Genomic DNA, 16747 nt, shown 5'->3' with positions numbered 1-16747 from the left:
CTTTCTTACCTTATTGCTTCACAACAAGATTACTTATAATCTTACTTCTCATCACGACCAAATGATGCCGGATTGAAGAAGTTAGGATTATTTCTTAACTGTTCTAAACGGCTTGGATCAAGCGGTTTATTTAAGTTACCGTATTGTGGATTTTGCTCCTGTGCTGGTTCTGGTTGTGGATTATGTCTTAATGCATCTAAACCATGTAAACCAACTGGCGGTTGTGGCTGAATCGTTTCTTGCGCTACAGGTTGTTGAACTGGAGCTTGTTGTACTGCTGCTTGAGGACGAGCAATCACTACTGGCTCAGCCGCAACAACATCACCTAAACCTGTTGCAACGATCGTTACACGAATCTCATTGCTCATTTCAGGAACTAAACTGGTACCAACAACGATAGTAGCGTCTTCTGATGCAAAGCTACCTACTGTGTCACCCACCACGTTAAATTCGTCAAAGCCGAGATCCATACCTGAGGTAATATTAACAAGTATACCCTTAGCGTTAGAAAGATCGACTTTCTCTAATAAATCATTTTTAATTGCAAGACGTGCTGCTTCTTCTGCACGACCCGCACCTGGTTCACTTTGAGCTGAACCGAAACCAATCATTGCTTGGCCCATTTCAGACATAACGGTTCTTACGTCTGCAAAGTCCACGTTGATTAAACCAGGAGACGTAATCATATCAGAGATGCCCATAACAGAGTTACGTAATACGTCATTCGCAGCAGCAAAAGCATCAATTAACGTTGCATTTTTAGGGAGAACTTTTTGGATTTGTTGGTTAGGAATAATGATCATTGAATCCACATATTGTGAAAGATCTTTAATCCCTAATTCAGCAAATTGCATACGTTTTTTGCCTTCAAAGCTAAATGGCTTAGTAACAACAGCAACAGTTAGAATACCTAATTCTTTCGCAACTTTAGCGACGATTGGTGCGGCACCAGTACCTGTACCACCGCCCATACCAGCAGCGATAAAGACCATGTCTGCACCTTCAAGCATTTTACGGATTTCTTCTTGGTCATCTTCAGCCGCTTTACGACCTACATTTGGGTTTGCCCCTGCTCCAAGACCTTTCGTTGTTGCCCCACCGATTTGTACAGTTTGTTGAACTTGGCTTTTGCGTAATGCTTGCGCATCGGTATTCACCGCATAGAATACGATTTTACCGTGTTCTTCGCTATCAATTGCACTTTCGCCCAAGAAATTACCATTGAATTCTTGTTGCACCATGTTAGCAACCATGTGGTTAACTGCGTTACCGCCGCCTCCACCGACACCGACAACCTTAATCAGTGCACCTGTTTGCTCTTCAAAATCACCATACTCTGGGTATAACATTTGCTGTTCTCCGTTACTGCTAATACTCTGCTAGCATGTTAATAAAAGTTAAATCTTTCTTATTGTAAATGAAAAAGTCAAAATTATCAAAATTCTGATTTCACTTTGTTGAAAATATTTTTAAGGCCTTTCCAGAATTTTTTACCTAATGCTTCATCGCCATAATTACTATCCACTGGATCATTATCACTATTTTGATGATGATATTGTAGCAATCCCACGACTGTTGAATATTGCGGACGGTTTACATAATCTGTTAACCCCGTGATATTTAGTGGACTACCAATACGCACCTGGCAACCAAATACACTTGATGCACAATCTTTTAAGTCTTCAATCTGTGCACCACCACCAGTGATAACGACACCCGCAATTAATTCAAATTTAATATGTTTGGTTTCTAAATCTGCTTTAAGCTTATCTAATTCGTCCTTAACAACGCCTAATAGTTCAATATATCTTGCTGAAGTGATTAAAGATAAATCACTTTTTGTTAAAGCACGTGGTGCTCGACCACCAATACTTGCCACTTCAATTTTTTTATCACCATGTAAACGTGCCGGATATAATGCACTTGCATAGTTCACTTTAATGCGTTCTGCTTCTGCACGAGAAACGGTACATGCATGGGCAATATCATTGGTTACAATGTTCCCTGCGTAAGGAATAACTTTACTGAAACGCAATGAGCCATTGGTATAAACCATCATATTCATGGTGCCAGCACCGAAATCAACCAGGCAAACACCAAGATCCTTTTCATCTTCAGTTAAAACAGAATGTGTTGCTGCAAAGCCGGAAAACACAACTTTATCGACTTGTAATCCACAACGCTCAACTGCTTTTTTCAAGTTATTTTGCCAGTCTTGGTGACAAGCAATTAAATGCACGTTCGCTTTTAAACGTACACCTTGTAAACCTAATGGATTTTTAATATTAACTTGTTTATCTACGGCATATTCTTGTGGAATGATGTGTAATAAAGAAAGACCCTCAGGTAATTTCACTGAGCTCGCTGTATGTAAAGCATCATCAATTTCATCTTGAGTCACTTCATTTTCAGAAATAGCAACAAAGCCGCTCTCATTCAGGCTTTGAATATGTTCACCTGTAATCGCAAGAGTCACGCTCATAATTTGGCAATCGGCCATTGATTCAGCTGCCTCAATGGCACGTTGGATAGAATTAACAACGGCATCTAAATCAGTGATACTGCCACGATCAATCCCTTTTGATGGACAACTACCCACGCCAAGTACATTTACTACGCCATCAGGAAGCACCTCCCCAACGACAGCAACAACTTTTGATGTACCAACTTCAAGACCTACAATTACTTTCGGTTCCAACTCTTTTGCCATTTTCTTATTACACCCAATGAATTATTTTTTATTTCTCTGTCAATCCAACCGCTGCTGATGCAGATGCATAGCGCAAATCTACATAATCAATTCGTTTACCTTCAGGCACTTCAATTTGTGGATAAATCGTTACAAATCGATCTAATTTTGGTTTCCAATCTCCGCGCCCAAGTTTCAATACTATATCATTATCTAGCGTAACTTGCCACGCACCACGATCATCAATTGCCACACCTTTAACCACCAAATTTTTCGCTTTAAAATCAGCAAAAATTTGATTCCAAGCTTCTAATACTTTTAAGCTTTGATAATCCGGACCACCTAAATAAGGTAAAACCTTTTCTTTTAACTTATCCATCGGCAATTGGAAAACTGTTCCATCTTTTGTAACAAACTCTGTTTTGTTCCAAATGGCGACTGGCTGATATTCTGATAACCAGATACTTAAACGATTTGGCCAAATTTTACGAACCACCGCACCTTTTACCCAAGGAATCGTTTCAAGCTGCTCTTGAATTTGCTTAACGTCTTGCCCCCAAAAACCCTTGAGTGAACCCATTTTGAGCAATACGTCTTGCACATCCGGATAAGTGGTAAATTCATTTTGACCCACTAAGGCATAGGCAGTAATTTTTCTATCACCGTCTAAGCTTTCGAGCCAACTTTGCCAGTTTGAATAAACGAAATACCCTAACCCCGCAAAAAGTAACACCAAAGCAAGTTTAATCTGCAACATAAAATGGAATTTACCTTCTCCATTAGATGAACGACCAAATTGCGTTGGCTGTGTATTTTTGCGCTTAATTACATTCATTACGCACTCAACTCCAAAATTTTCACGACGAGTTGTTCAAATGAAATGCCGACTGTTGACGCAGATTTAGGGAACAAACTGTGACTTGTCATGCCAGGATTTGTGTTTACTTCGACTAAACGGAAATTACCTTGTGCATCAGTCATCACATCAATGCGGCTCCAACCACGACACCCTACGACGTCATAAGCACGTTTAACTAATTTCGCTAATTCTTGCTCACGTTCAGCTGAAAGGCCCGCAGGGCAAAAATATTGAGTGTTATCTGAAATATATTTCGCATCGTAATCATAAAACTCACCTTCTGGCACAATACGAACAGCAGGCAATACTTCGCCACCTAAAACAGGCACTGTTAATTCATCGCCAGCCAACCATTCTTCAATCAAAATGGTGTTATCAAATTTAAGTGCATAATCGACCGCACTTTTTAATTCTTCGACTGCTTTTACTTTCGTTAAACCGACACTTGAACCTTCAAGAGATGGCTTAACCATCAAAGGTAAACCTAACTTTTCGACCACAGCTTGTGGGTTTAGTTCGTGAGCGTTTTCTTTGGTTACAATCTCCATATCGGCAACAGGTAAACCAAAGGCTTTCCACAACATTTTAGTACGCATTTTATCCATGGTTAATGCTGAAGCCATCACTCCACAACCGGTGTAAGGCAAGCCGATTTGTTCTAATAAACCTTGCATAGTGCCATCTTCACCACCGCGACCATGTAAAATGTTAAAAACGCGATCAAAACCATCTGCTTTTAAATTCGCGACATTATATTCTTTAGGATCGATACCGTGTGCATTATAACCTTGGCTTACTAAGGCGTTTAACACAGCTGCACCAGAATTAAGAGAGACTTCACGTTCAGCTGATGTGCCGCCTAACAACACGGCAATTTTTTCTTGTTTTAAATTCATTGTTTTATCCTGTTTTCCTTTTATTCTTCATTGAAAAGTGCGGTTATTTTTTCGATGTATTTATGCTTTCCAACGTTCTGCTAAACCACGAGAAATTTTGCTTACACTTCCCGCACCTTGGGCAAGAATTAAATCGCCATCTTGAATAATTTGATCTAACACATCACCGAGTTGTTCCGTATCTGAAACTAAAATTGGATCAACTTTTCCTAGATTACGAATAGAACGACAAAGTGCTTTACTATCTGCACCAACGATTGGCGTTTCTCCTGCCGCATAAACATCTAACATAATCAATGCATCCACTTGGGATAATACTTGCACGAAATTATCAAATAAATCACGAGTACGTGAATAACGGTGAGGTTGGAAAATCATCACAATACGTTTATCTCCCCAGCCTTCACGTGCTGCTTTGATGGTCACGCCAACTTCTGTTGGGTGATGACCATAATCATCCACTAAGCGTACTTTACCATTTGGACGAATAAACTCGCCTAATTGGTCGAAACGTCTGCCTGCCCCTTGGAAATCAGCAAGCGCTTCTAAAATTGCTTCATTGCCAATGCCTTCTTCTTTTGCGACTGCTAGTGCCGCGGTTGCATTTAGCGCATTGTGTTTACCCGGTACATTCAATAATACATTAATGCGTTCACCACTTGGACAAACTACAGTGTAATGACCTTGGAAACCGGTTTGTTCATAATCTTCTATACGATAATCAGCATGTTCACTGAAACCATAGGTTAATACTTGACGTCCAACTTGAGGAACAAGTTCCATTAACACAGCATCATCAGCACACATAACCGCTAAGCCATAAAACGGCAAGTTATGTAAAAATTTCACATAGGTGGATTTCATTTTCTCAAAGTCACCTTCATAGGTATCCATATGATCCGGCTCAATATTCGTCACAACAGAAACCATTGGCTGTAAGTGTAAGAAAGAGGCATCGCTTTCATCTGCTTCAGCGATTAAATAACGACTTGCACCTAAATGCGCATTTTTACCGGCTGATTTAACTAAACCACCATTAACGAAAGTTGGATCCAGTTTCGCTTGAGTATAAATCATCGAAATCATGGCAGTGGTTGTGGTTTTACCATGGGTACCAGCCACCGCAATACCATGACGGAAACGCATAATTTCAGCTAACATTTGTGCTCGCTGAATCACGGGAATACGATTTTGCTTAGCGGCGATTAATTCTGGGTTATCTTCATGGATCGCGCTTGATACCACAACCACACTCGCCCCTTGCACATTTTCCGCTTGGTGACCAATGAAAATTTTTGCGCCAGCTTGAGCAAGACGCTGAGTCACGACACCATCTGCAATATCAGAACCAGAGATATCATAACCTTCATTTAATAAAATTTCGGCAATCCCACTCATACCGGCGCCGCCGATACCAATGAAATGAATTTGTTGAACCCGACGCATCTCAGGAATAATTTTTCTAATCTCGTCCGAAATATGTTTCATATTATTTCACCTTTATTTTTAACCGCACTTTTAGGTTAAGGGTTTTTATTTACTATCCCTCAACTTCTCTGTTCTTATTTCGCATTCTCTACAATGACATCAGCTACACGTTTAGCCGCTAATGGTGCTGACATTTCTTTTGCCTTAATCGCCATCGCTAGCAAGGTTTCACGATCTATTTTTTCTAAGAAATCGACCAACACATCCGCATTTAATTCATTTTGCTGAACGATTTTTGCTGCGCCTACATCGGCAAGATATTTCGCATTTAAATATTGCTGTTGATCTTTATGTTGGAATGGCACGAAAATTGCTGGTGTCCCTACTGCTGCTAATTCACACACTGTTAAAGCACCAGAACGACAAATCACCACATCGGCCCAAGCGTAGGCTTCCGCCATATCATCAATAAATTCTGTAATTTTGACCGAATCTGCATGTTCACCATAAAGTTCGGTCACACTTTCAACAGAACCTTTACCCACTTGATGACGCACGTCTAATTTATCCGCCAAACGAGCAACCACTTGTGGAATCGTTTGATTGAGTACGCGAGCCCCTTGGCTTCCACCCACGACAAGTACTCTCAATTTTCCACTTCTTTCTGAAAAACGCGCTTGTGGTGATGGCATTTCAAATAAATCTTGGCGAACTGGGTTTCCTACCACTTCGGCATCTTTGAATGCAGTTGGAAAAGCTTGTAATACACGTGTCGCAATTTTTGCTAACCATTCATTGGTTAAGCCCGCTACGGCATTCTGTTCATGTAAAATAACCGGCACGCCACAAAGTTTTGCAGCGATGCCACCTGGGCCAGATACATAACCACCCATACCTAATACCGCATTAGGTTGATATTCTTTGATAATTTTACGAGCTTGCAATACCGCTCTTAAAATAGCAAAAGGGGCACCAAGTAATGCTTTAATGCCTTTACCACGTAACCCTGAAATTTGAATAAAACGAATTGGAATACCATGTTTTGGTACAAGCTGTGCTTCCATTCGATCTTTGGTGCCTAACCAGCAAATTTCCCAACCTTCTTTTTGTAAGGTTTGAGCAACAGCGATGGCGGGGAAAACATGTCCACCAGTACCACCCGCCATAACTAATAATTTTTTACTCATAAATATTCCTAATCATCCCTCAAACGCGCTTGACCACCACGTTGTAATCTATTTTCATGGTCAATACGCAATAAAATTCCCACAGTCGCCGACATAATAATGATACTTGAACCACCGTAACTCACTAACGGGAAAGTTAAACCTTTTGTTGGTAGCATCCCTAAAGCCATACCAAGATTGACGAAACCTTGGAAGAAAATCCAGAAGCTAATACCTAAAGCAAAAAAACCACGGAAACGTTGCTCTAACATGAGAGATTCACGTCCGATTTTCATTGCGCGAAAAATCAATAAACCCAAGAGGATCACAACAACCAAAATACCAATAAAACCGAATTCTTCGCCAATAATCGCCATGATAAAGTCAGTATGTGCTTCAGGAAGATAATCAAGTTTTTGAATGGAGTTACCGAGTCCTTCCCCACTAATTTCACCACGACCAAAGGCCATCAAAGAATTAGTTAACTGGAATCCTGTTCCATAAGGATCTTTAAACGGCTCTAAGAAACCCGTAAAACGTTTTAAACGATAAGAGGCCGAAAGAACCAACCAAACAAAGAGAAGTATGCCTGTACCAATTAGCAAAATAAATTGCCAAAAATTTGCACCGACAATAAAAAGCATGCCAAAAGTAATCACAAATAGTACTACTGTACTCCCTAAGTCAGGTTGGGCTAGTAAAAATACACCTAATACGCCCATCACAATAAAAGGCTTAGCTGCACTGAATTTTTTACCTCGAACTTCATCATAACGACGCGTAAAATAACTTGCGAGGAAACAGGTTAAGGCTAACTTAGCAAATTCCGCTGGCTGGAAATTTAAAATACCTAAAGAAATCCAACGTTTAGCACCATTAACAGAAGTCCCAATACCGAGAACCAGTATTAATAAAACAATGGCTAATAAGAAAATTTTGGCGTGCCACTTTTCCCATTGAGAAGAAGAAATTTGGAGAGTCAAATAGCAGGTTGCAAAAGAAAGCAAAACATAAACGGCATCACGTTTTGCAAAATAGAATGTATCATTAAATACGCGTGCACTGTAAGGCATCGAAGCAGAAGTTACCGCCACTAAACCAATCAGCAATAGCACGATAAAAAGCCAAAACAATGCACGATCATAGAGCAATCCTTGTGGTGTTACCCTCGTCCATTGTTCATAATTCTGCTTAATTTTATTGATAAACTCCATTACTACCCTAATTTTCTAAGCTAATTTTGCTAAACGAGTAAACTCTTCGCCACGTTTTTCAAAAGAGGCAAACTGATCCAAACTTGCACAAGCGGGAGATAATAACACCATATCGCCTGATTTTAAACGTGGACGTAAAAATGAAATCGCTTGTTCCATGGTTTCAAATAAATGACTTTGGCTTGAAAGTGCCGCAAGTTGTTTTCCATCTCGACCAAAACAATACGTTGAAATATGAGGTTGGTTGATTAAATCAGCTAGTTCAGAAAAATCTGCACCTTTACCATCGCCACCTAATAAAAGGTGTAACGTTCCCTCAACATATAAATCCGCTAATGCTGCAACGGTGCTACCTACATTAGTGGCTTTGGAATCATTAATCCAACGAACGCCATTCGCCTGATAGGCTAATTGGAAACGATGATCTAGCCCTTTAAATTGACGAAGTGTGGTACGAATTGCCTCTAAATTTATGCCTACTGCTTGCGCTAATGCTGTCGCCGCTAAAATATTCATGTAATTATGACGACCAACTAAGGTTGCTTTATCACAAGGTAAAATTACTTCCTCTTTCGCCATTAAGTACTGTTTACCGTTTTTGGTTTTCAACCAGTAATCCGCTTGATTTTCAGCAAAAGACACTACCTTTTTAGCTTGGTTTTCTCCTTCGCCAAAAGTGAGTTTATCTTCTAAATTCACTACTGCTGTTTCAGCATTGTGATAAATACGTAATTTGGCTTGGCGATAATCTTCTAAATCCACATAGCGATCCATGTGATCTTCTGTCACATTAAGCACAGTCGCAGCTGTCGCTTTCAAACTGTAAGTGGTTTCAAGTTGGAAACTAGAAAGCTCTAATACATAAAGATCACAGTCTTCATTTAATAATGACAACGCAGGAATGCCAATGTTTCCACCCATTCCCACTTTTATTCCCGCTGATTTTGCCATTTCATAAACTAATGTTGTCACAGTACTTTTACCGTTAGAACCGGTAATCCCAACAATTGGCTTGGTGGCAGCTCGGCAGAATAATTCGATATCCCCAATCACTTCCACACCAGCTGAAAGTGCGGTCTGAATTTCAGGCGTTTTTACCGCGAGTCCTGGGCTAATGACAATAATATCGCTCTCAAGTAACCATTGTTGATTTAGACTACCCGTGTGTAAAGGAACATTTTTAGGTAATTGCTCCGCACCAGCTGGATGTTGGCGAGTATCAATTACACGAATGTTAGCTTGTTGAGATTGAAGATATTCAACGCAAGAAAGGCCTGTTTTTCCAAGGCCTATAATGGTGATAGTTTTATTTTGGTATAGAGTTGTCATGTTGTTTTTCTTCTCTCATATTCTGGGATCACGCAGGGTGCCACAAGTGCACCCTACAAAAATTATCTTAGTTTGAGCGTTACAAGCCCCATCAACACTAACATCAAGGAAATAATCCAAAACCGAATAATCACTCGAGGTTCTGGCCAACCTTTTAATTCAAAGTGATGATGAATTGGTGCCATCCTGAAAATACGTTGTTTTCTTAATTTGTAAGACCCCACTTGCAAAATCACAGATAAGGCTTCAACAACAAATACGCCACCCATAATCACTAATAAGAATTCTTGGCGAACCAGGATAGCAACGACACCGAGTGCACCACCAAGTGCTAGAGAGCCGACATCGCCCATAAAGACTTGAGCTGGATAAGTATTAAACCATAAGAAACCTAAGCCTGCGCCTACGATTGCAGTACAAAACACCACCACTTCAGAACTATATTTGATGTAAGGAATATGTAAGTATTCTGCAAAATTAACGTTACCAGTCGCCCATGCAATCAAAGCAAATGCACCTGCGACTAACGCTGTTGGCATGATAGCAAGCCCATCTAAACCGTCAGTTAAGTTTACCGCATTACCTGTACCGACAATCACAAAGTAAGACAACACAATATAGAATAGACCTAATTGCGGCATGATATCTTTGAAGAATGGAATCACTAAACGAGTTGCATCTGTATCATGACCTAACCAATACAACCAAATGATTGCTACTAATGCCACAGCAGACATCCAGAAATATTTCCAACGCGCAATTAAACCATCGGTATTTTTACGAGTGATTTTACGGAAATCATCCACAAAGCCAATTGCACCATAGCCAAACAATACAAATAAGCAAATCCAGACATAAGGATTAGTTAAGTTAGCCCATAATAACGTACTCACACCGATGGAGAATAAAATCATCACTCCGCCCATGGTTGGCGTACCTTTTTTCGCAAAGTGACTTTCAGGACCGTCATTACGCACTTCTTGGCCAAATTTTAAAATTTGAAGGCGCTTGATCACTTTCGGACCAATCCATAAAGAAATGAAAAGTGCGGTTAACAATGCCAAAATCGCACGTACAGTAATATAGGAAATGGCATTAAATGCCGTTTCATAGCGAACTAAATATTCAGCAAGCCAAACTAACATAAGCTATCCTTTAATGAATAAATCGTCTCTTCCATTTTCATTGAGCGCGAGCCTTTCGCTAATACGACGACTTTTTGGTTTTCTTGTAATTTCTGTTTAATAATATCTAACGCATAAGCTGTCAATTCAGCTTTATCTTTAAAATGTTTTCCCAAAACAGCCTCAGAAATGACCGCACTTTCCGTTCCGTAAGAAAGCACTAAATCTAATTTAGCTTGTTTTGCGTGCTCGCCCACTTGTTGATGACATTTTAGACTATCCTCGCCTAATTCTTTCATATCGCCCACAAGTAGAATACGGAAAGCATCGTAACCTTTTAAAACATCAATAGCAGCTTGTAAAGAATCAACATTCGCATTGTAGGTATCATCTAATAACAGCAAATTTTCATTCACTTGAATCGGGAATAATCTTCCTTTTACTTGGGAACGATGTTCAAGACCTGCTTTTACATCAGCAAGACTCGCGCCCACATTCATAGCAAGTGCGGTCGCTGCCAAGGCATTTTTTACATTATGTTCACCTAAATAAGGTAAATTAATGTCAATGCTACCTTTTGGTGAAACTAGCGAAAACGTCGAGCCATTTGATGAATGTTTTACATTTTCAGCTTTGTAATCGCCACCATTAAAATATTGAATGGAATGAGAGCCAATTTCTTTTTGCCACAATTCAATATAATTATGTTCGCTGTTAATAATGGCTACACCATTTGGGGTTAAACCACGATAGATTTCACCTTTCGCACGTGCTACGCCTTCAATTGAGCCAAAACCTTCTAAATGTGCTGCTGCCACGTTATTCACTAATGCGGCTTCAGGCTGTGCAAGATACGTTGTGTAATCAATTTCACCTAGATGATTAGCACCTAACTCAATAACAGCAAATTTATGCTGCTCAGTTAAGCGTAATAACGTTAATGGTACGCCAATGTCGTTGTTGAAATTACCATTAGTGAATAAGACGGCTTCTGGATTGCCAGATGTTTGTTGCAGAATGGATGCTGTCATCTCTTTCACCGTCGTTTTACCCGATGAACCTGTCATCGCCACGGTTCGAGGATTAATTTTTTCACGCAACCATTTTGCTAATTGACCAAGGGCTAAGCGCGTATCTGCAACAACTAATTGTGGTATTGCAATTTCGGTATTGGGGTGTTGTACAACCAAGGCTGTCGCACCTTGCTCAACGGCTTGGTCTAAATATTGATGTGCATCAAAATGCTCACCTTTTAACGCAAAAAAAAGCGAGTTGGATAAAGCTTTACGTGTATCAGTATTAATATTTTCAACAACAACTTGCCCATCTCCAATAAGACTAGCATTGAAAATTTGGGCAAGCTGCTGAGTTGTTAGTTTAATCATTCTGTTTTTTATTTTTTCGTTAAATAGGCTTCAGCCACTTCTTGATCGGAGAAATGAAGTGTCTTATCCCCAATAATCTGATAGTTTTCATGGCCTTTTCCTGCAATCACGATCACATCATCTTCAATTGCATTCTCAATGGTAAATCTAATGGCTTCTTCACGATCCGGAATTACACCAACATCTTCCATTCGGCTAAAACCAGTGAGAATATCCGATTCGATTTTATTTGGATCTTCTGTACGCGGATTATCTTGAGTTACGATCACTAAATCAGCAAATTGCTCTGCAGCTTTTGCCATCAGTGGACGTTTACCCGCATCACGATCACCGCCACAACCAAAGATACACCAAAGTTTACCTTTGCAATGTTGACGGGCAGAATTCAATGCTTTTTCTAATGCATCTGGAGTATGTGCATAGTCAACGATAACGGTTGGTTTTCCTGCTTTTTTAATTAATTCCATTCTTCCATTTACTCCTTTTAGCTGTGAAACAGTACGGATAAGATCATCGAAAGAATAACCTAAAGCCAATAAAACAGCCGTGGCTAACAACAGATTACTCACGTTAAAAGCACCAATTAATGGGCTATGTAATGTGCCACTCCCCCAACTTGATACAACATCAATCACAGCACCTTCATGAGTAAAACGAATTTGCGTAGCATAAAGCCATTGTTTAGATATTGGATGGAAATCTGGGTGGCAGCTGACTGCGATACCATTTGGTAATTCATTTAACCATGCGGCCCCAATTGGATCGTCAGCATTAAGAATTTGTAATTCAGATACTAAATCAACGAAAAAACGTTTTTTAGCTTCCGCATACTTTTCCATTGTTTCGTGATAATCCAAATGATCACGACTTAAATTGGTAAAAACAGCGGCTTTAAATTTGAGTGCTTCAACACGATATTGAGCTAAACCATGTGAAGACACTTCGATAGATGCAAAATCTGCACCTTTCTCTACAAAATCAGCGAGGTTTGCTTGAACTTCAACGGCTGAACCTGTGGTATTTTTGGCTTCTTTGACTTGGTCCAATAAACCATTGCCAATCGTACCCATGACAGCCGCTTTATGTCCTAATAGCGTAGCCCATTGGGCTAACAATTGAGAAACTGTAGTTTTACCGTTTGTTCCCGTGACTCCGACTAAAGTCAATTTTTCTGAAGGATTTTCATAAAATTGACCTGCCAATGCCGAAAGATTTGCAGATAAATGATAATAATGAATCACAGGCACATTATTTTGCCATTGGATGCTCAAATTCTCGTTTTCTAAATCTGTTTCTAAAATAACCGCACTTGCACCAGAAGAAATAGCTTGAGGCACAAATTGACTCGCATCAAAACGATGTCCCTTTACTGCCACAAACAAATCACCTTGGGTCACTTTGCGGCTATCTAACACCATCGCCTTCACATTAATGTCTGAAAGCACCGGAAGATCAAAAAGTGCGGTCAATTTTTTCATTGTTTTGCCTTTTCTTAATTCATTTTTTCAAATTTTTGATCGCTTAAGCGAACAGTGCGTCTTGCTGTTTTTTCTGTTGGTTCTGCATCTGGTGCAATACCGTTAGCACGCAAGGTATAGCCCATAATGCTAGAGAATACCGGGGCAGATACCGCACCACCATAGTACTGCCCTGCTTTCGGATCGTTAATCAAAATAACTAATGCATAACGTGGATCGCTAATTGGTGCGATACCCGCTGTAAATGCCACATATTTATTGACATAGTGGCCATTTTCAATTTTACGTGCAGTACCTGTTTTCACACCAACACGATAACCTTCAACCATCGCGCGTTTATTTTTAATTGCCACTTTCTCTAACATGCCCACTATATCTTTCGTAATTTTTTCAGAGAATACACGTTGCCCAATGACTGGAGGATCGACTTTCGTGATAGAAAGCGGACGATAAATTCCGAAGCTACCTAAAGTGGCATAGGCGCGCGCAATTTGTAATGGTGTTGAAGTAATCCCATAACCATAGGCAACTGTAGCTCGCTCAATATCCGCCCAACGTTTACGGTTTGCATTCAATACGCCACGTTGCTCACCGATTAAGCCTAACTCTGTATCTTTACCCAAGCCTGCATTTTGGTACGTTTCCATTAATGCTGAAGGAGGCATACGTAATGCAAGACGACTCACACCACGGTTACTAGAGTTAATCAAAATTTCATCTAAAGTTTGTTGTGGACGAGGTGCTACGTCGACAATTTCTTTACCACTTACGGTAAATGAACCTGTATTAATTACCTCATCACGTCTCACTGCGCCACGTTGAAGTGCGGTCAACACAACGAAAGGTTTTACGGTTGAACCGGGTTCAAATGTATCAGTAATGGCACGGTTACGTTTTAACTCGTCTTTTACATTAGCTAAATTATTTGGATTATAAGAAGGTGCAGTTGCCATGGCTAATACTTCACCCGTACGTACATCCACCAATACGGCAGTGCCTGATTCTGCGTTGTTCTCAGTTACCGCTTTTTTGATTTCACGATACACCATAGATTGTAACTTTTCATCAATACTTAGGGTGACATCTTGTGCATCGTATTTTTTCTCATCCGCAATATGCTCAACCACATTACCACGTTTATCTTTACGAACAACGCGAGCACCATCTTTCCCTACTAACATTGAGTTAAAGCTCGCCTCAACGCCTTCAATTCCTTTACCATCAATATTGGTAAAGCCGATTAATTGAGCCGCTTCTTCTACACGAGGATAAAAACGACGTGGCTCAGTCTCTAATGATATACCTTTAATTTTGAGGTCACGAATATAATTCGCTTTGCTCGCTTCTACTTGGCGCGCTAAATACAAGAAACCTGATTTTGCATTTTTCTCAATTTTCTTCACTAACTCTGCTGGAGTCATATTTAATTCGTTAGCAAGGGCTTTGATACGTTCTTTATCATCTAATGCATTTTCTTTTAGCATTAAACGCGGTTCTGCCACGATCGCACTCATCGGCACACTCACCGATAACAATTGACCATTACGATCTAAAATTGAGCCACGAACAGAAAGGACGTCATCTTTACGTAATGAGCGTTTGTCCGCTTCACCAGAAAGGATTTCAGAATTAACTGATTGCACATAAGCGGCACGAGCCACTAATGCGCCTAAACCTAAGAAAATAAAACTTGTTGCGATGAGATAACGCCCCCGAAGGAAGCATTTCTCAAATACCATCTTCGGTTTGTTTGGTTTTACTGACGCAGGTTGAGCCAATTTTCTAATTGTTTTCTTTGGCTTTCCTGCTTTCTTAGAGGAATTAAATCTAACCATTTTATTTAAAATCCCTATTCAAAAATAACCACTTCTTGTTCACTTTGAACTCGTTGCATTTTTAATGTACCAATTGCAATGGATTCAACTCTTGTATTATCACTTTCGGTTGCTTCTTGTAATTGCAAATTGCGATATTCGTTTTCAAGGGCTTGATGTTCTAATACTAACTGCCCGTTTTCAGAAATCAAGCCGCGTGTTTGATGGGTCATCCAAATCGTGCCCATTGCAGAAGCCAAAATTAATAAAAGTAGGACGACAATTAATTTATTAGAAGAAAAAATATCTTCAACGAGAATATGCTGTAAAGGATAACGTTCGCTATTTTCTAACATCTTATTTCACCCTTTCCGCTATACGTAACACCGCACTTCTTGAACGTGGATTCGCTGAAATTTCTGCCTTACTTGGCTGAATCGCCTTACCAATGATTTTTAATTTTTGATTACGTTGGATTTGATCTTCTCGTAATGGTAAACCTCTCGGGATATTCTCACCTTTACTCTGTTTACGCATGAAATGTTTTACCATTCTGTCCTCAAGTGAATGGAAACTGATAATCGATAAACGCCCTTCTGGTGCCAACATATCTAATGCAGAATTTAATACACTTTCTAATTCATCTAATTCCGCATTAATATAAATTCGAATGGCTTGGAAACTACGCGTCGCGGGATGCTTATGTTTATCTTTAAACGGTACGGCTTGAGCAATTAATTCAGCGAGCTGAGAAGTACGACTTAAACATTCAGAACCATTTTTGACCGCACTTTTATTAAATTCTACGATGGCTGTAGCAATTCGTTTTGCAAAACGCTCTTCACCGAAGGTTTTTAACACCCAAGTTAAATCATCAACAGATACTTGTTTTAGCCACTCTGCCGCTGATAAACCTTGTGTGGTATCCATGCGCATATCTAACGGGCCATCTTTCATAAAACTGAAACCACGCTCTGCTTCATCAAGCTGTGGAGATGATACGCCTAAATCCAGCAAAATGCCGTCAATTTTACCAACTAAATCGAGTTTTTGACAGATATCTGGAATGTGTGAAAAGCTATTATGTTCAATATGAAAACGAGGGTCTTGAATTTTTTCAGCTTCAGCAATCGCACGAGGATCGCGATCGATAGCAATTAAACGACCATGTTCAGAAAGTTGGGAAAGAATAAGACGAGAATGACCACCACGACCAAAGGTACCATCGATATAAATTCCGTTTTCTTTCAACGCCAAACCATTCACCGCTTCGTGAAGCAAAACCGTGATATGTTCAGGTGCAGAAAAGGAATTTTGCGTAGTCATAAGTAAAAAGTAAACGTTAAATCAAAATCGATAAAGAGA

The 16747-nt window shown here is 39.8% G+C and carries 14 protein-coding genes; all 14 read right to left on the bottom strand.

Annotated features, from left to right (window positions below):
* Positions 1–41 precede the first annotated feature (41 nt).
* The 14 genes from ftsZ to rsmH all read right to left on the bottom strand — a co-directional run bounded on the left by ftsZ (position 42) and on the right by rsmH (position 16708).
* On the bottom strand, positions 42–1349 hold the full coding sequence (ftsZ, locus tag DPV95_RS04360) for a cell division protein FtsZ (protein ID WP_005696524.1): 1308 nt from the start codon (positions 1347–1349) through the stop codon (positions 42–44).
* 86 nt (positions 1350–1435) lie between these two features.
* The gene (gene ftsA / locus DPV95_RS04355) at positions 1436–2710 is read right to left on the bottom strand and encodes a cell division protein FtsA (protein WP_005697680.1); all 1275 of its coding nucleotides are present in this window, start codon (positions 2708–2710) and stop codon (positions 1436–1438) included.
* A 28-nt stretch (positions 2711–2738) separates the two neighbouring features.
* Positions 2739–3524 carry a cell division protein FtsQ/DivIB gene (locus DPV95_RS04350; RefSeq protein WP_049367803.1) on the bottom strand — a complete coding sequence of 262 codons (786 nt, stop codon included), beginning with the start codon at positions 3522–3524 and terminating at the stop codon, positions 2739–2741.
* Positions 3524–4444 (bottom strand): D-alanine--D-alanine ligase, encoded by a 921-nt coding sequence (locus DPV95_RS04345; protein WP_032822683.1) that lies wholly within the window; start codon positions 4442–4444, stop codon positions 3524–3526. Before DPV95_RS04345 ends, DPV95_RS04350 begins: the two co-directional genes overlap by 1 nt.
* 60 nt (positions 4445–4504) lie before the next feature.
* Complete coding sequence (gene murC, locus DPV95_RS04340; protein ID WP_049367805.1) at positions 4505–5932, bottom strand: UDP-N-acetylmuramate--L-alanine ligase; 1428 nt, start codon at positions 5930–5932, stop codon at positions 4505–4507.
* A 74-nt stretch (positions 5933–6006) separates the two neighbouring features.
* Positions 6007–7059 carry an undecaprenyldiphospho-muramoylpentapeptide beta-N-acetylglucosaminyltransferase gene (murG, locus tag DPV95_RS04335; protein WP_005696530.1) on the bottom strand — a complete coding sequence of 351 codons (1053 nt, stop codon included), beginning with the start codon at positions 7057–7059 and terminating at the stop codon, positions 6007–6009.
* An 8-nt stretch (positions 7060–7067) separates the two neighbouring features.
* Positions 7068–8252: a putative lipid II flippase FtsW gene (gene ftsW / locus DPV95_RS04330; RefSeq protein WP_049367807.1), complete on the bottom strand. Its 1185-nt coding sequence runs from the start codon at positions 8250–8252 to the stop codon at positions 7068–7070.
* A gap of 15 nt (positions 8253–8267) precedes the next feature.
* Positions 8268–9581: a UDP-N-acetylmuramoyl-L-alanine--D-glutamate ligase gene (murD, locus tag DPV95_RS04325; protein ID WP_049367808.1), complete on the bottom strand. Its 1314-nt coding sequence runs from the start codon at positions 9579–9581 to the stop codon at positions 8268–8270.
* Positions 9582–9643: 62 nt separating this feature from the next.
* Positions 9644–10726: a phospho-N-acetylmuramoyl-pentapeptide-transferase gene (gene mraY / locus DPV95_RS04320; protein WP_049367809.1), complete on the bottom strand. Its 1083-nt coding sequence runs from the start codon at positions 10724–10726 to the stop codon at positions 9644–9646.
* Positions 10720–12090 (bottom strand): UDP-N-acetylmuramoyl-tripeptide--D-alanyl-D-alanine ligase, encoded by a 1371-nt coding sequence (gene murF / locus DPV95_RS04315; RefSeq protein ID WP_049367810.1) that lies wholly within the window; start codon positions 12088–12090, stop codon positions 10720–10722. Before murF ends, mraY begins: the two co-directional genes overlap by 7 nt.
* Positions 12091–12098: 8 nt before the next feature.
* Positions 12099–13568 carry a UDP-N-acetylmuramoyl-L-alanyl-D-glutamate--2,6-diaminopimelate ligase gene (gene murE / locus DPV95_RS04310; RefSeq protein ID WP_049367811.1) on the bottom strand — a complete coding sequence of 490 codons (1470 nt, stop codon included), beginning with the start codon at positions 13566–13568 and terminating at the stop codon, positions 12099–12101.
* A 14-nt stretch (positions 13569–13582) separates the two neighbouring features.
* Positions 13583–15403, bottom strand: coding sequence for a penicillin-binding transpeptidase domain-containing protein (locus DPV95_RS04305; protein ID WP_049367812.1), 1821 nt, complete (start codon positions 15401–15403; stop codon positions 13583–13585).
* 14 nt (positions 15404–15417) lie between these two features.
* Complete coding sequence (ftsL, locus tag DPV95_RS04300; RefSeq protein WP_049367813.1) at positions 15418–15738, bottom strand: cell division protein FtsL; 321 nt, start codon at positions 15736–15738, stop codon at positions 15418–15420.
* A gap of 1 nt (position 15739) precedes the next feature.
* Positions 15740–16708: a 16S rRNA (cytosine(1402)-N(4))-methyltransferase RsmH gene (gene rsmH, locus DPV95_RS04295; protein WP_049367814.1), complete on the bottom strand. Its 969-nt coding sequence runs from the start codon at positions 16706–16708 to the stop codon at positions 15740–15742.
* Between the last annotated feature and the right edge of the window lie 39 nt (positions 16709–16747).

This window comes from Haemophilus parainfluenzae, assembly GCF_003252755.1.
GTDB classification, from domain to species: Bacteria; Pseudomonadota; Gammaproteobacteria; order Enterobacterales; family Pasteurellaceae; genus Haemophilus_D; species Haemophilus_D parainfluenzae_N.
The sequence above is the reverse complement of the archived record's forward strand: the minus strand, read 5'-3'. Positions and strand labels throughout refer to the sequence as shown.